This is a genomic window from uncultured Sphingomonas sp., assembly GCF_913062585.1.
In the GTDB taxonomy this organism is placed as follows: domain Bacteria; phylum Pseudomonadota; class Alphaproteobacteria; order Sphingomonadales; family Sphingomonadaceae; genus Sphingomonas.
This window is the reverse complement of record NZ_CAJXWX010000036.1, coordinates 1-18527: the sequence shown is the minus strand read 5'-3', so window position 1 is coordinate 18527 and position 18527 is coordinate 1. Positions and strand designations below refer to the sequence as shown.

Below are 18527 nucleotides of genomic sequence, written 5' to 3'. Positions count from 1 at the left end.
TCGCGCCGATCCCCGCACCGATCATCGTCACCGCCCTGTTCGGCCGCGCTGACCAGGGCTGGTTCGATGGCCTGCGGCGTGCGCATTTCCCGCCCGAGCGCAATGTGCTCGATGCGCACTGTACGCTGTTCCACCACCTGCCGCCCTCGGTCGAGGCCGAGTTGAAGCACAGGCTGAACGGCCTGACGCGCGGACAACGCGCGCCCGAAGCGCGGGCGAGCGGCCTGATGTCGCTGGGCAAGGGGGTGGCGATCCGCATCGAATCGCCCGGCCTGGTCGCGATCCGCCGGGACCTGGTCGATGCCTTTGCCGGGCTGTTGATGCCGCAGGATGCGGGCGGATGGCGCGCACACGTGACCATCCAGAACAAGGTGACGCCCGCCACCGCCAAGCTCCTCCTGCAGCAGATGGAGCGCGATTTTCAGCCGCGTTCCGTCGAACTGATCGGGCTGGGCGCATGGTGGTATCGCGGCGGCCCCTGGGAAATGCTGTCGCGTCATTTGTTCGCTTGACGCCCCAAAACAGCCTGTCTATAGGCGCGCCTCCACCGGGTGGAACGCCATCGGCATGGCGAAGTAGCTCAGCTGGTTAGAGCAGCGGAATCATAATCCGCGTGTCGGGGGTTCAAGTCCCTCCTTCGCTACCACCCGGTGTTTTTCTCTTTACATTCAAAGCCAAAGCGCCCCGCGATCCCGTCGCGGCCGGGCGATTTTCCACGCTTTCGGGGATCGATCCGAAACGGAGCCATCGCTTGCCGAGACTCCGTGCCGTCCGAATGCGGAAGGCGAGACTCAGATGTCCTCGCCCTCCCGCTCGGGATTTTTGTCCTGATTGGAATGCTTTGGCCAACAAACGCGGCAAGTATTGCGTATGGCCGGGGTGTCGCGCCTGACAATTTCTAAAATCGCTACTCCAGGGAAATAATCCTGCTTTCAATGGCATGGCGTATTGATCGTCGCGCATGTATTATCCGCCCATAATCGCATGGGGGAGATGTCGGACCGGGGGGAGCGCTTTGGCGGCGCTTAACCTGTCCTTCGCCTCTGCCGTATAGGTCATTATCGGGTTTCACTAAGGGTTTACGGATCTTACGCTTTGGACGCTGCCGTCTACGCCCTGATCGCCAATAGCTGCATCGCGGCGCTGTTCGTGGTCACGTACGGCATGGTCGCGCTGTCCTATGCGCGGCAGCGGGCGGCGGTGTGGTTCATGGTCAGCTATCTTCTTGGCCTTCTGACCCCGGTCTGCGAACTGCTGGTCCGTTTTACCGACCATGTGATGGTCTTCCACATCCTGGGCTATGCGACCTTCCTGGGTGCCCTGCTGCTGATGTCGATCGGGATGCAGGCCTTTGCCGGATATCGCCCGGAATGGCGGCTCGCGCTGATGACCTGGGTGGCGGGCATGGTGCTCAGGCTTGCGATCCTGGGGGGCACGCGCGGGACGATGCCCTATGAACTGCTGTTCCAGTTGCCCTTTGCCGTCGCCTCGGCGCTGGTCGTGTTCTCGGTCCGGCGGATCGGGCAGCATGGACCGATCCGAGCGATGCTGGCGGGGATATTCGGCATCATCTGCCTGCACTTCCTGCTCAAGCCGTATCTTGCCATATCGCTGGGATCCGGCGTGACGGTCAAGGCCTATGCCGGAAGTTTCTATGCGGTCGCGTCGCAGGTTTCGACCGGCGTACTGTTGGTCGCGGCGGGACTGTGCCTGATGCTGCTGGTGATCCAGAAGGCGCTGGAGGAGACGATCCTGGATGCGGAGACCGATCCGCTCACGGGCCTGACCAACCGCCGGGGACTGGCCCGGATCGGCCCCCGCCTGCTGGAGGCGACGCAGACGCAGGGGCATGGGCTATATGCGCTCGTGCTGGACCTGGACCATTTCAAGCGGATCAACGACGAACATGGCCATGCGACGGGCGACATGGTGCTGGTCGCCTTTGCACATGTCCTGCGATCGCTGACGACGCAGGACATGGTCGCGGTGCGCATGGGGGGCGAGGAGTTCGCGCTGCTGATCCCCGACGACGTCAGTGGGGCCGAGGCGATGGTGAACCGGGCGACCCGCCTGGCCGGCGCGATCCGGATCGCCTTGAGGCCTTTTGCCGATCGTGGCCTGCCGCCCTTGACGGCCAGCGGCGGGATCGCGCGCTTTCAACCGGGCGAGACGCTGGACGGCCTGATCGCCCGCGCCGACCAACTGGCCTATCGCGCCAAGCGTGCCGGACGCGACCGGATCATGCAGGATGGTGGGGATCGCGCATCAGACGGGGCGATCGACTATTGGCGCGAACGCGCGCAGTTCGCCACCGGCTGACCGGGACCGCCTATCCGTTGAAAATCCCGTGCGGGTCGTTCGCGACCAGCATGGCATCGGCCCGTGCCAGGGCGATCAGGGTCAGGCCGTGCGCCTGGGCATGTTCGATCGCCAGGCTGGTGGGCGCGGAAATCCCGACCAGCAGGCCGACGCCTGCGACCAGTGCCTTGTCGACCATCTCATAGCTGATTCGCGAAGTGACCAGGATGAAGTCGGGCCGCATATCGGTGTGCGCCAGCGTACCGACCAACTTGTCGAGCGCATTGTGTCGCCCGACATCCTCCGCCGCCGCCAGCACCGTGCCCTGCGCGTCGCAGGCCATGGCGGCATGGACCGCGCCGGTCCGTGCATTCCAGGGCTGGTGATCGCGCAAGCCCGACAGCGCCGCGAATAGCGTGGCGGGTGCGGCGCGTGGGGCAGGGGGGCGCTTCGTGACGGGCCGGGCGATCTGTTCCAGCCCGGAGAGGCCGCAGAGCCCGCAACTCGTATCGCTGGTCCGGTGGCGCACCCGGTCCTGCATCCGGCCCCGTAGATGCGCGGCCAGCGTCACGCGGACGATCCATCCCGCCTCCGCCGCGAAGGGGTCGATCGACAGGATGTCCGCCGCCGAGTCGACCAGCCGCTCGGTCAGCAGGAAGCCGGTGGCGAAATCCTCCAGCCGCTCGGGCGTCATCATCATGACGGCATAGCCGAAGCCGTCGACCTCGATCGCGACCGGGCATTCGACCGCGACCGCCCGCTCGATCGGCGAGGTGCTTCCCTCCGGCGACAGGCGGATCAGTGGCAGCGGGCGGAACGGCTCGGACCCGACGCTCACAGCGCGGCGAGGTCTGCGGGCGTGTTAACATTGGCGAGCGGTTCGGGCGAGGCGATGGGGATCGCCCCGATCGCACGGACCCAGCCGCGCACCGAGCGATCCTGTCCCAGCGACAGATGCGCCATCAGATGCGCCCCCAGCGCGGCAGGCCAGAGCCCCAGCACCGGCGCATCCTGGCAATAGCTGGGCTCGCGCCGCAGGATCGCGTCGATCAGGCCATCGGGCAGGCGCGGCATGTCGCAGCCGATGGTCAGCACGCAGCGAAAGCCGTTGCCCGCCGCATAGTCCAATGCGCCCGCAATGCCGCCCAGCGGCCCCAGGCCCGGGGCAGGCATGTCGGGCACCCCGTCCGCACCACCCACCTGCACCACGCGTGCGCAATAAGGCGCGATGGTGGCGCGGGCATGGGCGACCAGCGTGCGATCGCCGAGCATCGCAATGGCCTTGTTCGACCCGAAGCGGGATGATCGCCCCCCGGTCAGTACGGCACCCAATATCGTCATGCGGGAACGCGCACCTTCACCGGCACCGACTTGCCTGCGGGCACATGGCTCTCCAGCGCATGATGCTCCAGCGGGATCAGATAGTTGAGCTCGGGATAATAGCCGCCGATACACCCCTCGGGGATGTTGTATTCGACCACCCGCAGCCCCTCGACGACGCGGTGTTCGCCGTCATCGGCATCGCCCTCCAGCGCGATGGTCTGGCCATCGGTCAGGCCCAGCCGGGCGATGTCGGCCTTGTTCATCATCGCGACCATCCGCGTGCCGCTGATCCCCCGGAAGCGATCGTCATAGCCATAGATGGTCGTATTGAACTGGTCGTTGGAGCGCAGCGTGATCAGCCGCATCCGCCCCTCGGCGGGGGTGATGCCCGAGGCGTCCATGGCGCGCGGCACGTTGAACTCGGCCTTGCCGCTTTCGGTTTCCCATTGGCGGTGCGAGGCGGGATTGCCCTTCCAGAAGCCGCCCGGCTCGAACAGGCGCTCGTTGAAATTGGCGAACTTGTCCGGATAGACATTCTCGATCGCGGTGCGGACCAGGCCATAATCGCCGACCCATTCGTCCCAGGGGACATTGGGGTTGGGTTCCAGCACCGCCTTGGCGATCCCGGCGACGATGGCCGGTTCGGACAGCAGGGTATCGGCGGCAGGCGTGGCCTTGCCGACCGAGCCGTAGATATGGCTGAACGAATCCTCCATCGACACCGCCTGGCGACCGCCTTTCTGCATGTCGGTTTCGAGACGGCCCAGGCAGGGGAGGATGTAGCTTTCCTCGCCCGGCACCAGATGGCTCTTGTTGAGCTTGGTGGCGATATGGACGGTGATGGGGAGCTTCGCCCAGGCGGCCTTCATCTTGGCGTGCTCGGGCGTGGCGCGCAGGAAATTGCCGCCGAGCTGGACGAAGCCCTGCGCGGTCCCGGCGATGATCTGACGACAGGCCTCGACCGTGTCCCAGCCCTTTTCGGTCGGCGGCTCAAACTCGAACAATTCCTTCAGCCGCTCGACGGGGGCGAGTTCGGTCTTTTCGGTGATGCCGACGGTGCGCTGGCCCTGCACGTTGCTGTGCCCGCGCACCGGGCCGGGCCCGGCGCCCTCGCGACCGATATTGCCGCGCAGAAGGAGCAGGTTGACGATCATGTGCAGCGCGTCGATGCCATAGCGGTGCTGGGTGATACCCATGCCATAGACTGCGATGACGCGCTCGGACGTCATATAGACGCGTGCGGCCTGTTCGATCGCGTCGCGGGTCAGGCCTGAGTCGCGGACGATGTCGCTCCACGCGGCCTGGCGGCAGTAATTCGCGAAATCCTCGAACCGCGTCGTGTGCTGCTCGATGAAGTGATGATCGAGGATGCGCTTGGTGCCCTTGGCGACCGCGCGGTCATCCTCCTCGATCACCAGCTTGCAGATGCCGGTCAGCGCGGCGATGTCGCCGCCCGCCTTCACCTGATGGTACTGCGTCGAGATGTCGGTTGAGCTGCCGGTCAGCATCTGCACCGGATTCTGCGGCGAGGCGAAACGCTCCCAGCCGCGCTCGCGCAGCGGGTTGAAGGTCACGATCTCGACCCCGCGCTTGGCGCAGGCCTGGAGATTGTGGAGCATTCGGGGGGCGTTGGTCGCGACATTCTGCCCGAAGGAGAAGATCGCGTCGCACTTGTCGTAATCCTCCATCTGGATCGTCGCGACGGGCGAACCGATGGCGGACTTTAGCCCGACCGAGGTCGTCTCGTGACACATGTTCGAGCTGTCGGGCAGGTTCTGCTGCCCCCACATCCGTGCGAACAGCGAATACATGAACGAGGTTTCGAGGGAGGCGCGGCCCGAGGCGTAGAGGACGACCTTGGTCGGGTCGCAGGTCTTCAGCTTGGCGCCGATCGCCGCGAACGCCTCGTCCCAGCTGACCGCGACATATTTGTCGGACGCGCGGTCGTATCGCATCGGATGGGTCAGGCGGCCCGCCTGTTCCAGATCATGGTCGGGCCAGGCCTCCAGCTCCGTGACCGTGTGCTTCGCAAAGAACTCCGGCGTGACGCGAAGCGAGCTGAGTTCCCAAGCGGTGGCCTTCGCGCCGTTCTCGCAGAACTCGGCGATATGCGGCTTGGCGGGTTTGCCCCAGGCGCAGCTGACACACATCACCCCGCCGGGCTTGTTCTGACGACGTAGCGTGTCGAGCGTTTCCGGGCCCAGCCCCTCCTTGGGGAGAATCTTGGCCATGCCCTTCATCGAACCCCAGCCGCCGGCGGGGGCGGTATATTCGGTGATCCTCACATCGTCGTCGTCACGCATCGGGCATATCTCCACTCGCAACACCCAACGAAGCTAACGCCGATTGGCCGCATGAGAAGCAGTTCATTTTTGTCGCGGTTGACACTATCTAGGGCGCAAACATGCTTCACAGGATTCCGACATGACCACCCATAGCACCCGTATGCTCATCCTCGGCTCCGGCCCGGCCGGGCTGTCCGCCGCCATCTATGGCGCACGGGCGGGGATGCAGCCGATTGTGGTGCAGGGCATCCAGCCGGGCGGGCAGCTGACCACCACCACCGATGTCGAGAATTATCCCGGCTTCGCCGACGTCATCCAGGGCCCCTGGCTGATGGAGCAGATGCAGAAGCAGGCCGAGCATGTCGGTGCACGGATGATGTGGGACACGATCACGCAGGTCGACCTGACCAACCGCCCGTTCCGCCTGATCGGCGACGGCGGCGACGTGTATGAGGGCGAGGTGCTGGTCATCGCGACGGGCGCGCAGGCTAAGTGGTTGGGCCTGGACAGCGAAGAGGCGATGAAGGGCAAGGGCGTATCTGCCTGCGCGACCTGCGACGGTTTCTTCTATCGCGGCAAGAAGGTTGCGGTGATCGGTGGCGGCAACACTGCGGTCGAAGAGGCGCTGTACCTGACCAACCATAGCGACGACGTGACGCTGATCCATCGCCGCGATTCGCTGCGCGCCGAGCGTATTCTGCAGGAGCGGCTGTTCGCGCACCCGAACGTGAAGATACTCTGGAACAAGGAAGTCCGCGAATTCGTCGATGGCGGCGGCAATGCGGGCCTCGTCGCGCTCGACCTGCTCGACACGGTGACGGGCGAGCATAGCCGCCTGGATGTCGAGGGCGGCTTCGTCGCGATCGGCCACCACCCGGCGACTGAGCTGTTCCGCGGGCATCTGGACCTCGACTCGGACGGCTATATTGCGGTCGAGACCGGATCGACCCGCACCAGCGTGCCGGGCGTCTTCGCGTGCGGTGACGTGGCGGACAAGGTCTATCGCCAGGCGGTGACGGCTGCGGGCACCGGCTGCATGGCTGCGCTGGATGCCGAGCGCTTCCTGGCGGCGGCCGAGTTCGAGGACATGGCCAAGGCGGCGGAGTAAATCCTCCCCGCAAGCGGGGAGGGGGACCAGCGAAGCTGGTGGAGGGGGGCTTCCACAAAGGATATCCCTCGCGCCGATCCCCCTCCACCACCGCTTCGCGGCGGTCCCCCTCCCCGTACCGGGGAGGATTTAACTCAACCGGTCGATCGCCTCGGGCGTCAGCGACCCCGGCACGATCATGATCGGCACCGGCAGCGCGCCCGCGTCGGTGCCGGAGAAGTGGCTGACCAGCTTGCCCGGCGCGCCGCTGGCCGCCGCGCCCAGCACCAGGGCCGCGATGTCGGGATTGGCCGCGATGATCTCGCGGATCACCTTGGGGCCATCGCCCTCGCGGACCGTGATCGACGGGCGGAGCCCCGATTCGTCCAGGATCGCGCCCGCCGCGCTTGCCAGCAGCGCCTCGGCCTGTTGCCGTGCCTCGTCCTCGATCGTGGCCTGCACCGCGCCGAAGGCGATGAACTCCTGCGGCGGCAGCAGCGTCAGGATTTCGACCCCGCCGCCGGTCTTCACCGCACGCCGCGCAGCAAAGCGCAAAGCGATCCTCGATTCCGGGCTGTCGTCGATCACGACCAGATAGATACGCATGGCGGCCCCCCAATTTCTGTCCAACGGATGCCGTTACATAGTATTTCGTGCAAGCCCATGACTTGACCGGGCGCAATTCGGGCGCAAGAGACGGGCCGCTACGGAATTGGTTTGCCCCGAGAGGACCTCCATGTCGATCGAGATCAAGATGCCCGCGCTGTCGCCGACCATGGAGGAAGGCACGCTGGCCAAATGGCTGGTGAAGGAAGGCGATACGGTGAAGTCCGGCGACATCATGGCCGAGATCGAAACCGACAAGGCGACGATGGAATTCGAGGCCGTGGACGAAGGCGTGATCGCCAAGATTCTGGTTTCCGAAGGCTCCGATAACGTCAAGGTCGGCACCGTCATCGCGATCCTGGCCGAAGAGGGCGAGGACGCCTCGTCGGTCCAGGCCCCCACCAAGTCGGAAACCCCGGCGCTGGCCAAGCCGATGCCGACCGACCCCACCGACCCCAACAAGACCGGCAGCGAAGCCAAGCCCGCCGAGCGTACGGTCGAGCAGGCCGAGGATCATGGCAAGCCCGCGGTTTCGGGCGGTTCGAGCGCCGGCAACGGCCGCGCGATCGCCAGCCCGCTGGCGCGCCGCATCGCCTCGCAAAAGGGCCTCGACCTGACCGCGCTGACCGGCTCGGGCCCGAACGGCCGCATCGTGAAGGCGGACGTCGAGAATGCGCAGCCGGGTCAGGCCAAGGCGGCCGCTCCTGCTGCCGCCGCTTCGTCGTCGGAGGCCGTCTCGGCCCCGGCCGCGGCGCCCAAGCCCGCCCAGGTGCCGGACATCCCGCACGAGGCGTCGAAGCTGTCCAACATGCGCAAGACCATCGCGCGTCGCCTGACCGAATCGAAGCAGCAGGTGCCGCACATCTATCTGACGGTCGACATCCGCCTGGATGCGCTGCTCAAGCTGCGTGGCGAGCTGAACGCCGGTCTCGAATCGCGCGGTGTGAAGCTGTCGGTCAACGACATGCTCATCAAGGCGCTGGGCGTGTCGCTGATGGCGGTCCCGAAGTGCAACGTCATGTTCACCCCGGACCAGCTCATCAGCTTCAAGCGTGCCGACATCTCGGTCGCCGTGTCGACCCCGGCGGGCCTGATCACCCCGATCGTGTCGGAGGCCGATACGCGCTCGCTGTCGTCCATCTCGACCACGATGAAGGACCTGGCCAGCCGCGCCCGCGACAACAAGCTGCAGCCGCATGAATTCCAGGGCGGCACGGCCTCGATCTCGAACATGGGCATGTTCGGCATCAAGCAGTTCGAGGCGGTCATCAACCCGCCCCAGGGCATGATCCTGGCGATCGGCGCAGGCGAGAAGCGTCCGTACATCGTCGACGACCAGCTGGGTGTGGCGACCGTCATGTCGGCGACCGGCAGCTTCGACCACCGCGCCATCGACGGAGCCGACGGCGCCGAGCTGATGAAGGTGTTCAAGGAGCTGGTCGAGCGTCCGCTGGCGATGCTGGCCTGATAGACCGGGGGCGGTGACGGAGACTGGGGCCATGCGGGTTCGGACCGAGCTGTTCTATGTCGGCCTGGGGCTGATGGCGGCGCTCGTCATGACCTGGGCCGCCGCCTGGGCCTATCCGATCGCACGCACCGAAATCTGGTGGTGCGGGGTGGGAGCGGCGATCGCGACGGTGGCGATGGGCATCGGCCCGCTCCACCGCGCGCGGATCGCCGACCGCATGGCACGGAGGCATTCCGAACAATGAGCACGCTGCCCGATCTGAACCCGACCATCCGCGTCACCGCCATGCCATCGGACGCCAATCCCTATGGCGACATCTTTGGCGGCTGGCTGATGGGTCAGATGGACTTGGCGGCGGGTTCGGTGGCGTCGCGCCATTCGGGTGGCCGCGCGGTGACGATCGCGGCGGAGGGCATGAAGTTCCACGCCCCCGTGCTCGTCGGCGACGAGGTGTCGGTCTATGCGACGCTCGTCCGCGTCGGCAACACGTCGATGACGATCGAGGTCGAGGCCTGGCGTCGCGCTCGCCACATGGAGGACGCGACCAAGGTGACCCAGGCGCGCTTCGTGTTCGTCGCGACCGACAAGGACCGAAAGCCGCGTCCCGTTCCGCCGATGGCGGGGTGATCCGAATGAATGACGCGGAGGCTGTGGATGTCCCCAGCGTCTTCGCGGCGTGTGGAAGAGCGTGGGTCTGCAGTTCGATCACGACGCTACCTGTGACGTTTGGAATGGTTGCGATTACCGATCCGGTGCCATGGGAGTGGCCAAGTCTCTGGGACGTTTGCGGGTTTGTGATGCTCGCGGTCGTGGCGTCCTGTGCGGCGGCGATCGTCAGCGGCCCGTTCATGTTGATCGTAGGGTTTCCGCTGGCCTTCGTGGCCTCGCGGTATCTGGGACGGTCCCTGATCGGGAATAGTATTTTTGGTGGCGCGGTGGGGGCGTTAGCCGGGGCAGTCGTCCCGCTGAGTTTCTTCATGCCACCCGGTTTCATTACGGCGACGTATGCAGTGCCCTACGGCGCCTTCACTGGGTTTTTCGTGACAAGGATGCGTTATGGCTGACACTTACGACCTTATCGTCCTCGGCTCCGGCCCCGGCGGCTATGTCGCGGCGATCCGCGCGAGCCAGCTCGGCCTGAAGGTCGCGATCGTCGAGCGCGAGCGGCTGGGCGGCATCTGCCTCAACTGGGGCTGTATCCCGACCAAGGCGCTGCTGCGCTCGGCCGAGGTCTATCATTACATGACCCATGCCGCGCAGTACGGCCTGTCGGTCGAGAAGCCCTCGTTCAGCCTGGAGAAGGTGGTCGATCGCAGCCGCAAGGTCGCGGGCCAGCTCAATGCCGGCGTCAAGGGCCTGATGAAGAAGAACAAGGTCGCCGTCCATGAGGGCGTCGGCACGATCACCGGAAAGGGCAAGCTGTCGGTCGTCCAGGGCGACAAGACCACCGAGCTGACCGCCAAGCACATCATCGTCGCGACCGGCGCGCGTGCGCGCGACCTGCCCTTCGCCAAGGCGGATGGCGAGCGCATCTGGACCTATCGTCACGCGATGGTGCCGCCCGCCATGCCGACCAAGCTGCTGGTCATCGGTTCGGGCGCGATCGGCGTCGAGTTCGCCAGCTTCTACAACGACATGGGCGCGGAAGTGACCATCGTCGAGATGCTCGACCGGATCATGCCGGTCGAGGACGCCGAAGTCAGCGAGTTCATGACCAAGCAGCTGACCAAGTTCGGCATGACCATCAAGACCAAGACCGGCCTTGAGAAGCTGGAAGCGACCGCATCGGGCGTCAAGGCGACGATCAAGGGGCCGGACGGCAAGGTCGAGACCGCCGAGTTCAGCCACGCGATCGTCGCCATCGGCATCGTCCCCAACACCGAGAATATCGGTCTGGAAAAGCTGGGCATCACCACCGATCGCGGTCACATCAAGACCGATGGTTATGGCCGCACCAATGTCGACGGCATCTGGGCGATCGGCGACGTGACCGGCGCGCCCTGGCTGGCGCACAAGGCGAGCCATGAGGGCGTGATCGCAGCAGAGGCCATTGCGCAGGCACTGGGCAACAAGGATGTCCATCCGCACGCGATGGACAAGGGCAACATCCCGGGCTGCACCTATTCGCGTCCGCAGGTCGCGTCGGTCGGCCTGACCGAGGTGAAGGCCAAGGAAGCGGGCTATCAGGTGAAGGTCGGCAAGTTCCCCTTCATCGGCAACGGCAAGGCGATCGCGCTGGGCGAGGCCGAAGGCTTTGTGAAGACGGTGTTCGACGCCAAGACCGGCGAACTGCTGGGCGCCCACATGGTCGGCGCGGAGGTGACCGAGATGATCCAGGGCTATGTCGTCGCCCGCCAGCTGGAGACGACGGAGGCCGAGCTGATGGAAACGGTGTTCGCGCACCCGACCATCTCGGAATCGATGCACGAATCGGTGTTGGCCGCTTACGGGCGCGCGCTGCACATCTGATCTTTGCGGTATCGGTTATGGGAGAGGGGCTCGCTGCGGCGGGCCCCTTTTTCGTTGGAGATTCCCTTGGCCTTCGACTTCGCTCAGGCTGAACGGGGGGTGGGGGTCGGCGTCATTCCCCCGCTCCGTTCAGCCTGAGCGAAGTCGAAGGCCACGCCCGACCCTCACCCCAATTGGGCCAGGACCGCCCCGCTATCGCGCAACTCGCCGAAATCCGCCGCCAGCAATCCCATGGTGACATCGAAGATCGTCTGCGCCTCCAATCCGGCGGCGGGTAGGTCGAAGCCCAGCACGGCGTCCGGCACAACCGTCACCCGGAACCCCAGATCGCACGCGGCGCGCGCGGTCGAGTTGACGCAGAACCCCGCCACCGCACCGACAAGGTACAGATGCGACAGCCCCTGCGCCCGAAGATGATCCGCCAGCACGGTCGTGGCGAAGGCGGAGGAACTGCGCTTCACGAAGACCGCCTCGCCGGGCCGCTCGACCGCGCAGGGTATCGGCGGATAACCCGAGGCTTTCGGGTGCAGCGGCGAGCTGGGGTCGGGGTCGGCATGGCGGACATGGATCACCGGCCGTCCGGCGTCGCGAAAGGCGGTGGCCAGACCCGAAATCTTCGTCGGGGCATCGCCGTTGACATGGGGGCGCCGGGCCTCGATCCGGTCCTGCATCACTTGCTGCATGTCGATGATCACCAAGGCGCTGGTCATGGTTGTTCCCTCGTTTCGTCTCCGCCCATTCTGCCGGGCCTGATGCCCATGGCTTTAGCGCAGATTGATATTCAGCTGAGCCTATTCTTCCCTCGCCCCTCGCAGAGGGGAGAGGGTTGCGCAGACTTGGTCTTTGCGAGAGCAAAGGCCTAGTCGGAGCTGGGTGAGGGGTGAGCGCGCACAGCGCGCGCGAGCCGAAGGCTCGCTCGACCCCTCACCCAAGCTGCGCTAGCCAGCAGGCTGGCAAGCTCCGCTAACCCTCTCCCCTGTCCAGGGGAGAGAGGTGGGAGGCATCATGAATATCAATCCGCCCCCAGTGCCGGATGGTCCACCTCCGTCGGCATATCCGCGCCACCTCGCCGCATTCCGCTTGCGAAACGGATCGCTTTGGCCGCATCGGTCATATTCGCCACAGCCTGATCCGCGAGCCATGACCCGAGCCCATTCCCACCGCCTGCGCATCGTCATCGCCGCCCTGGTCCTGTTCGGACTGAGCTTGGCCGTCTTCGCGCCCGGCTATGTCGAATATGACAGCGTCGGCCAGTATGAGCAGGCGCTGACCGGTCAATATGACGACTGGCACCCGCCGATCATGGCGCGGCTCTGGTCGCTGTTCGTCCATCATGGCGCCGGGCCGATGCTGGCGTTGCAGCTGGCGGCCTGGTGGCTGGGGCTGGGGGCGCTGGCGGCGGGGATCGTCGACCGGCGGCCGCGCGGGGCGTTGCTGGTCCTGGCGGTCGGGCTGGTGCCGCCCTGGCTGGGCTGGCAGGTCGCGATCCTGAAGGATGCGCAGATGACCGGCGCGGCGCTGGCGGCGGTCGGGATCATCGGCTGGTGGCGGTTGCGGGACCGGCGGGTGCCGCCCGGCGGCTGGGTCGCGGCGGGTGTGCTGCTGGCCTATGCGGCGCTGGTCCGGGCCAATGCCATCTTCGCCATCGCGCCGCTGGTCGCCCTGCTCGTCGCGGAGCGCTGGCGCGGCCGGATCGCGATCACCATCGCGCTGACGCTGGCGACGCTGGCGCTGGCTCCGCTGGTCAATCATCGCCTGTTGGGCGCGGCGTCCAGCGGCGTGGCGCGGACCCAGGCGCTTTACGATCTGGCGGGGATCGCGGTTCGGGTGCCCTATGACGACCGGTTGGGCCTCTCGCCGACCGAGGTGGCGGAGATCCGCGCAAAGGAATGCGTGAAACCCTTCTTCTGGGATCCGCTGGGCGACGAAACCCGCTGCGGCACGCTGCTGAAACGGTTCGAGACGGTGCCGCCAGGCCAACTCTATGCCCGACTGGCGCCTGCCATCCTGCACCATCCGATCGCCTATGCCGAACAGCGGCTGGCGCATGTCAATTCGACCTGGCGGCTCTGGGTGCCGTCGCATTGGCCCAACGCCAACCCGCCCGAGGCGAGCGAGCCCAATGACGATCATCTGGGAACGCCCGGGCAGGTGGCGCTCGCGTGGCAGCGCATGGCGACGCCCTGGGTGGACTGGCCGGTCATGTGGCCCGTCGTCTGGCTGGTGCTTGGCGCGGGCGGCCTGGCGGTGACGCGCGGCAACGGGCTGGCGGGGGCGCTTTTCGGCTCCGCGATCGGGCTGGAGGCAAGCTTCCTGGTGATCAGCGTGGCGTCGGACTTCCGCTATCACCTCTGGGCGATTATCGCCTGTGCGCTGGGGCTGATCCTCGCCAAGCCCTGGCGGGGCGACCGGCGGATCGTGTGGGCAACGGGGGCGGTGCTGCTGATGGTGCTGATCGTCGGTACGGTCGCGCGCCTGACCCTGCCCGTGTCGCCGCAGAGTTACCAGGGGATGCTCGGCTGAACCCGAAACGGCAAAGCCAGCGTTGACCGCTCCGAAAGGAGCCGCGCATGGCCGAGGACCACGATCAGATCTACGCCGATTTCAAGGAGGCGGTGAACATGACCCCCGCCGCGCTGGAGACGTTTCTGGACACCGACGAGTCGAAGGAGGTCGGCCAGAAGAAGGACGGCGCGGGCGAGAGCGTCGGCCACGCATCGGGACGCCGGATCGTCGCGATCAAGCGCAAGAAGAAGGCGGAACTGACCGACGACGACTATGCGCATATGAAGAAGGTGGTGGGGTATGTGCATCGCCACCTGAAGCAGGGCGGGCCGGATGACGATGTCGCGCATTCGCCGTGGCGCTACTCGCTGATGAACTGGGGGCATGATCCGGTGAAGGATTGAGGGGGCGCCCCTCGGTTCAGCCCTCGTCCCGACCTCCGTTCAGCCTGAGCGAAGTCGAAGGCAAAGGGCGCCCCTCATCCCCAATCCGCCACCCCGGCGAAGGCCGGGGTCCAGTAGCGGTGCCGTCCGTGGCGCGCTCGACAGCGCAACCCAACTGGACCCCGGCCTTCGCCGGGCTACCGATGGGATGTGGTGGTAGTCCGTGGCCTTCGACTTCGCTCAGGCTGAACGGCGGTGGGGAGACAAGAAAAGGGCCCGGCCTTGCGACCGAGCCCCTTCTTCAAACCTTCACCCCAAAAATCAGGCCGCGACGTCGTACGGCTTGATCTCGCCCGCCAGATACAGGTTGCGGGCCTTGGCGCGGCTCAGCTTGCCCGAGCTGGTGCGGGGCAAGGTGCGCGGCGGGATCAGTTCGATCACGCAGTTCATGCCCGTCACCGCGCGCACCCGCTCGCGGATCTCGTCGCGCAGGCGCAGGCGCTCCTCGTCATCCGAGCTGCGGCACTGGACCAGTACGGCGGGGGTCTCCTCGCCGCCCGGCGTCGTGATCGCGAAGGCGGCGATGTCGCCCGCCTTGAAGCCGGGCAACTGCTCGACCGCCCATTCGATGTCCTGGGGCCAGTGGTTGCGGCCGTTGACGATGATCATGTCCTTGGCGCGGCCGACGATGTAGATATAGCCCTTCGACATATAGCCCATGTCGCCGGTGTCGAGCCAGCCATCGACCAGGCAGGCATCGGTCGCCGCCTGATCGCGGAAATAGCCGACCATGATCGAGGGGCCCTTGCACCACACCTTGCCGATCGCACCGTCGGGCAGGGGCGTGCCATCCTCCTCGCGGATTTCGATCGTCATGTCGCGCGCGGGCTTGCCGCAATTGACGATCGCCCGGAAACGCTGCGGCCGGTCGGCACCCCGCGCGCCGCCCGAGAGCTGGGTTTCCTCGACCAGTTCGACGCGGATGCCTTCGCCCGGCGGCATGATCGACACGGCCAGCGTCGCCTCGGCCAGGCCATAGGAGGGCAGGAAGGCGGTCGCCTGGAACCCCGCATCGGCGAAGGCATCGACGAAGGACTGCATCACGTCGGGACGGATCATGTCCGCGCCATTGCCCGCCAGTCGCCAGCGCGACAGGTCGAACCGGTCCGACGCCTTGGTCTGCGACGAAATGCGGCGCGCGCAAATGTCATAGCCGAAGGTCGGCGAATAGCTGACCGAGGTGCCCGGATTGCGGCTGATCATGTCGAGCCAGGCGAGCGGACGGCGCGCGAAATCCTCGGTCTTCAGATAATCGGTCGAAACCTGATTGGCGATCGGCGACAGGAAGCAGCCGACCAGGCCCATGTCGTGATACCAGGGCAGCCAGGAGACGCAGCGGTCGCTGGCCTGGATTTCCATGCCATGGCTGTGCGCCGCCAGATTGTTGAGGAGGGCATGGTGGGTGATCGCCACGCCATGCGGGAAGCGGGTCGAACCGCTGGAATATTGCAGATAGGCGATCGCATCGGACTTCGCCTCGGGCAGGGGCGCCTCGGGTGCCTCGCGGGTGGCGAAGCTGGCCCAGTCGATCCCCTCGACGCCTGCCGCTTCCGCCGCCGCGCCCGCCATCTGGGACAGTTCCGGCGGGAAGATCAGCATCTTGGGATCGCAGCTGGCGAGCTGGACGCGAAGCTGTTCGATATAGCTGTCACGCCCGCCGAACGAGGTCAGCAGCGGCAGCGGCACCGGCCAGGCACCCGCATAGACGACGCCGAAGAACAGGGCGGCGAATTCCGGCCCCGTCTCTGCGACGAGGGCGATCCGGTCCTCGGGCTTCACGCCGCTGGCGATCAGGCGACGGGCGCAGGTCAGCGCGTCCTCGCGCAGTTTTGAGAAAGGATAGGGGCGGGTCAGAGCCCCGCGCGCGTCGTGGAAGTTCAGACCGCGCGAGCCCGACGCGGCATAGTCCAGCGCGTCGCCAAGCGTGTCGAAGTCGGCGAAGCGGCGCGGCAGCGCATCTTCGGTCGGCGTCGCGATGATGGCGCGCGCGTCGTCCTGATGGTGCTCGATCGTCATGGCCTTGCCTTCGTTCCTTATGCTCTTGCGCCCCCGCGGATCAGCAAGCGGGGGCGAGTGAATCTTTTGTGCCGCGGACGGCGGCTTCCCGCGTTCTAAATCCAGTGTCAGTGTGGCACAAAGAAGGCGTGCCCGCCGATCGTCGCCCGCCCAAGCCCCTTGATCCCAAATTGCTGGAGCAGCTCGCGCTGCGTTATGTCGAACGCTTCGCGACCACCGAGGGCAAGCTGGTCGATTACCTGACCCGCAAGCTGCGCGAAAGAGGCTGGGCGGGGGAGGGGGCACCCGATCCCCTGGGGCTGGCGGCGCGGATGGTCGCGCTCGGCTATATTGACGACCGCGCCTATGCGGAGGCCAAGGCCGCCTCGCTCGCCCGACGGGGGCTGGGGGCACGGCGGGTGGCGCAGGCGCTTCATGCCGCGCGGGTGGGGGCGGAGGATCACGACGCGATCGCCCCCCAGGTCGCCGAAGCGGCACGCGATGCCGCACTGGCCTTTGCCCGGCGCAAGCGAATCGGCCCTTACGGAAATGGGGAAAGCGACCGGGCGCTGCGCGAAAAGCAGTTCGCGGCGATGATGCGGGCCGGCCATTCCATGGAATTGTCGCGGCGCATCGTGTCGGCGGCGCCCGGCGAGGTGCCGGACGACGAATATGGCTGATGTGCTTTTTGGGACCTTGTCCGTCGGATAATCTGGGGCCTTGTCCGGTGGATAAGGCGTGTTTTGATGCGTCCGTCCCGGTCCGGACCATCAAAAATGATCGGTGCCGCATTGCGAGTGCGAACAATGATGCTAGCAATGCGTCCAAGGGTACGATGATGCTGGATGAAACGCCAAAAGACGGGGGCGGCATCGACGGCGAAGCGGCGGATACGTCCGTAGGGCTGGCGGGGGTCGTGAAATGGTTCGACGTGACACGGGGCTTCGGTTTCGTCGTCGCGGACGATCCCGCGTACGGGGATGTGCTGGTGCACTTTACCGTGTTGCAGTCGCATGGGCGGCGCAGCCTGCCCGAGGGGGCACGGGTCGAGCTGACCGCGGTGCGCGGCGGGCGTGGCTATCAGGCGCGTGACGTGGTGGCGATCGACCTGACCCATGCGGTGCCCGAACAGCCGCGCCGCGCCCGCGCGCCCGACCGGATCGACCCGGTCACGCTGGTCGAGGGCGCTGGACCGCCCGAGCCGGTGTCGGTCAAATGGTTCAACCGCCTGAAGGGCTATGGCTTCCTGCTGCGCGACCGGGATGGCGCGGACATCTTCGTCCATATGGAGACGCTGCGGCGCGGCGGCATCCTGGAGGTGGAGCCGGGCCAGCCGCTTGCCGCTCGGATCGTGGAGGGGCCGAAGGGGCCGCTGGCGGTCGTCGTGACGGGGCGTGGATCGGAATGATCTGGCGCAGTGGGACGGCGGCGGTGGCGCTCGCGCTGGCGACGCTGGGGCTCGTGGGCTGTTCGGGCCGCACCGCTTCGAACGCGCAATCGGCCAACATGCCTGCCGAGACGGTGCCGGTGACGATCACCACCGCGCAGGGCAAGCATGTCTTTCGGGTCGAGCGCGCCCGCACCGCCGCCGAGCAGGAACAGGGGCTGATGTACCGCACCGACCTGACGCCCGATGGCGGCATGTTGTTCGCGCCCTATCCCCCCGACGGCACGGGCCCGCGCGAGGCGAGCTTCTGGATGAAGAACACGCCGACCTCGCTCGACATCCTGTTCATCCGTGCCGACGGCACCATCGCCCGGCTGGCGGAAAATACTCCGCCGTTCAGCCAGGCGCCCATCCCCTCGGGCGAGCCGGTCGTGGCGATTCTGGAACTGGTCGGCGGTCGTTCGGCGGAGCTGGGAATATCGGAGGGTGATTCGGTTTCCTGGCCGAAGTGATTTTGTTCGTGATCGTGTTGAACCCGACGTTGCCGATCAAGTCGCTCCCACCATCTCTCCACACCGCTCCTCTCGCATGGGCGGGAGGATTGGGGCTGTCTCTTATACACATCTGACGCTGCCGACGAATAGAGAGGTGTAGATCTCGG

19 protein-coding genes and 1 tRNA gene are annotated in these 18527 nt (G+C 66.3%); 14 read left to right on the top strand and 6 right to left on the bottom strand.

Going from position 1 to position 18527, the window contains the following annotated elements; translation table 11 throughout:
- Nucleotides 1–8 precede the first annotated feature (8 nt).
- The 3 genes from QZ546_RS17050 (at nt 9) to QZ546_RS17040 (ending at nt 2319) form a co-directional block, all read left to right on the top strand.
- Nucleotides 9–512 carry a 2'-5' RNA ligase family protein gene (locus tag QZ546_RS17050; protein ID WP_294240276.1) on the top strand — a complete coding sequence of 168 codons (504 nt, stop codon included), beginning with the start codon at nt 9–11 and terminating at the stop codon, nt 510–512.
- A gap of 57 nt (nt 513–569) precedes the next feature.
- Nucleotides 570–646 (top strand) — tRNA-Met (locus tag QZ546_RS17045).
- Between the two features lie 449 nt (nt 647–1095).
- Nucleotides 1096–2319, top strand: a complete 1224-nt coding sequence (locus QZ546_RS17040; RefSeq protein ID WP_294240255.1) for a diguanylate cyclase — start codon at nt 1096–1098, stop codon at nt 2317–2319.
- 10 nt (nt 2320–2329) lie between these two features.
- Here the strand turns inward: QZ546_RS17040 and fdhD are convergent, their stop codons facing one another.
- Genes fdhD through QZ546_RS17025 form a run of 3 tightly spaced genes read right to left on the bottom strand, consistent with a single transcriptional unit; the run spans nt 2330 to nt 5924 of the window.
- Nucleotides 2330–3136, bottom strand: a complete 807-nt coding sequence (gene fdhD, locus QZ546_RS17035; RefSeq protein ID WP_294240252.1) for a formate dehydrogenase accessory sulfurtransferase FdhD — start codon at nt 3134–3136, stop codon at nt 2330–2332.
- The gene (locus QZ546_RS17030; protein WP_294240249.1) at nt 3133–3639 is read right to left on the bottom strand and encodes a molybdenum cofactor guanylyltransferase; all 507 of its coding nucleotides are present in this window, start codon (nt 3637–3639) and stop codon (nt 3133–3135) included. The genes fdhD and QZ546_RS17030 overlap by 4 nt, the downstream gene beginning before the upstream one ends.
- The gene (locus tag QZ546_RS17025; protein WP_294240246.1) at nt 3636–5924 is read right to left on the bottom strand and encodes an FdhF/YdeP family oxidoreductase; all 2289 of its coding nucleotides are present in this window, start codon (nt 5922–5924) and stop codon (nt 3636–3638) included. Before QZ546_RS17025 ends, QZ546_RS17030 begins: the two co-directional genes overlap by 4 nt.
- A gap of 121 nt (nt 5925–6045) precedes the next feature.
- On the opposite strand from QZ546_RS17025, the gene trxB reads away from it, so the two are divergent.
- Nucleotides 6046–7014 carry a thioredoxin-disulfide reductase gene (trxB, locus tag QZ546_RS17020; RefSeq protein WP_294240244.1) on the top strand — a complete coding sequence of 323 codons (969 nt, stop codon included), beginning with the start codon at nt 6046–6048 and terminating at the stop codon, nt 7012–7014.
- Nucleotides 7015–7143: 129 nt separating this feature from the next.
- Here trxB and QZ546_RS17015 read toward each other — a convergent pair whose 3' ends face one another.
- Nucleotides 7144–7599, bottom strand: coding sequence for a universal stress protein (locus QZ546_RS17015; RefSeq protein ID WP_294240241.1), 456 nt, complete (start codon nt 7597–7599; stop codon nt 7144–7146).
- A 130-nt stretch (nt 7600–7729) separates the two neighbouring features.
- Here QZ546_RS17015 and QZ546_RS17010 point away from each other — a divergent pair, with 130 nt between their 5' ends.
- The 5 genes from QZ546_RS17010 to lpdA all read left to right on the top strand — a co-directional run bounded on the left by QZ546_RS17010 (nt 7730) and on the right by lpdA (nt 11536).
- Nucleotides 7730–9067 (top strand): pyruvate dehydrogenase complex dihydrolipoamide acetyltransferase, encoded by a 1338-nt coding sequence (locus QZ546_RS17010; protein ID WP_294240237.1) that lies wholly within the window; start codon nt 7730–7732, stop codon nt 9065–9067.
- Nucleotides 9068–9098: 31 nt separating this feature from the next.
- Entirely contained in the window at nt 9099–9311 is a 213-nt protein-coding gene (locus QZ546_RS17005; protein WP_294240234.1) for a hypothetical protein, read from the top strand.
- Nucleotides 9308–9694 carry an acyl-CoA thioesterase gene (locus tag QZ546_RS17000; protein ID WP_294240232.1) on the top strand — a complete coding sequence of 129 codons (387 nt, stop codon included), beginning with the start codon at nt 9308–9310 and terminating at the stop codon, nt 9692–9694. The genes QZ546_RS17005 and QZ546_RS17000 overlap by 4 nt, the downstream gene beginning before the upstream one ends.
- 104 nt (nt 9695–9798) lie before the next feature.
- Nucleotides 9799–10131 (top strand): hypothetical protein, encoded by a 333-nt coding sequence (locus tag QZ546_RS16995; RefSeq protein ID WP_294240229.1) that lies wholly within the window; start codon nt 9799–9801, stop codon nt 10129–10131.
- Nucleotides 10124–11536, top strand: a complete 1413-nt coding sequence (lpdA, locus tag QZ546_RS16990; protein WP_294240226.1) for a dihydrolipoyl dehydrogenase — start codon at nt 10124–10126, stop codon at nt 11534–11536. The genes QZ546_RS16995 and lpdA overlap by 8 nt, the downstream gene beginning before the upstream one ends.
- A 164-nt stretch (nt 11537–11700) precedes the next feature.
- On the opposite strand, the gene QZ546_RS16985 is transcribed toward lpdA, so the two are convergent.
- Complete coding sequence (locus tag QZ546_RS16985; protein ID WP_294240223.1) at nt 11701–12246, bottom strand: isochorismatase family protein; 546 nt, start codon at nt 12244–12246, stop codon at nt 11701–11703.
- A 430-nt stretch (nt 12247–12676) separates the two neighbouring features.
- On the opposite strand from QZ546_RS16985, the gene QZ546_RS16980 reads away from it, so the two are divergent.
- Entirely contained in the window at nt 12677–14059 is a 1383-nt protein-coding gene (locus QZ546_RS16980) for a hypothetical protein (RefSeq protein ID WP_294240219.1), read from the top strand.
- 47 nt (nt 14060–14106) lie between these two features.
- Nucleotides 14107–14445, top strand: a complete 339-nt coding sequence (locus QZ546_RS16975; protein ID WP_294240216.1) for a DUF3140 domain-containing protein — start codon at nt 14107–14109, stop codon at nt 14443–14445.
- 300 nt (nt 14446–14745) lie between these two features.
- On the opposite strand, the gene QZ546_RS16970 is transcribed toward QZ546_RS16975, so the two are convergent.
- The gene (locus QZ546_RS16970; protein WP_294240214.1) at nt 14746–16500 is read right to left on the bottom strand and encodes a fatty acyl-AMP ligase; all 1755 of its coding nucleotides are present in this window, start codon (nt 16498–16500) and stop codon (nt 14746–14748) included.
- Nucleotides 16501–16628: 128 nt separating this feature from the next.
- On the opposite strand from QZ546_RS16970, the gene QZ546_RS16965 reads away from it, so the two are divergent.
- The 3 genes from QZ546_RS16965 to QZ546_RS16955 all read left to right on the top strand — a co-directional run bounded on the left by QZ546_RS16965 (nt 16629) and on the right by QZ546_RS16955 (nt 18378).
- Nucleotides 16629–17159, top strand: coding sequence for a RecX family transcriptional regulator (locus QZ546_RS16965; protein WP_294240212.1), 531 nt, complete (start codon nt 16629–16631; stop codon nt 17157–17159).
- A gap of 158 nt (nt 17160–17317) precedes the next feature.
- Nucleotides 17318–17887, top strand: a complete 570-nt coding sequence (locus QZ546_RS16960; RefSeq protein WP_294240274.1) for a cold shock protein — start codon at nt 17318–17320, stop codon at nt 17885–17887.
- Complete coding sequence (locus QZ546_RS16955; RefSeq protein WP_294240209.1) at nt 17884–18378, top strand: DUF192 domain-containing protein; 495 nt, start codon at nt 17884–17886, stop codon at nt 18376–18378. Before QZ546_RS16960 ends, QZ546_RS16955 begins: the two co-directional genes overlap by 4 nt.
- Nucleotides 18379–18527: the final 149 nt, after the last annotated feature.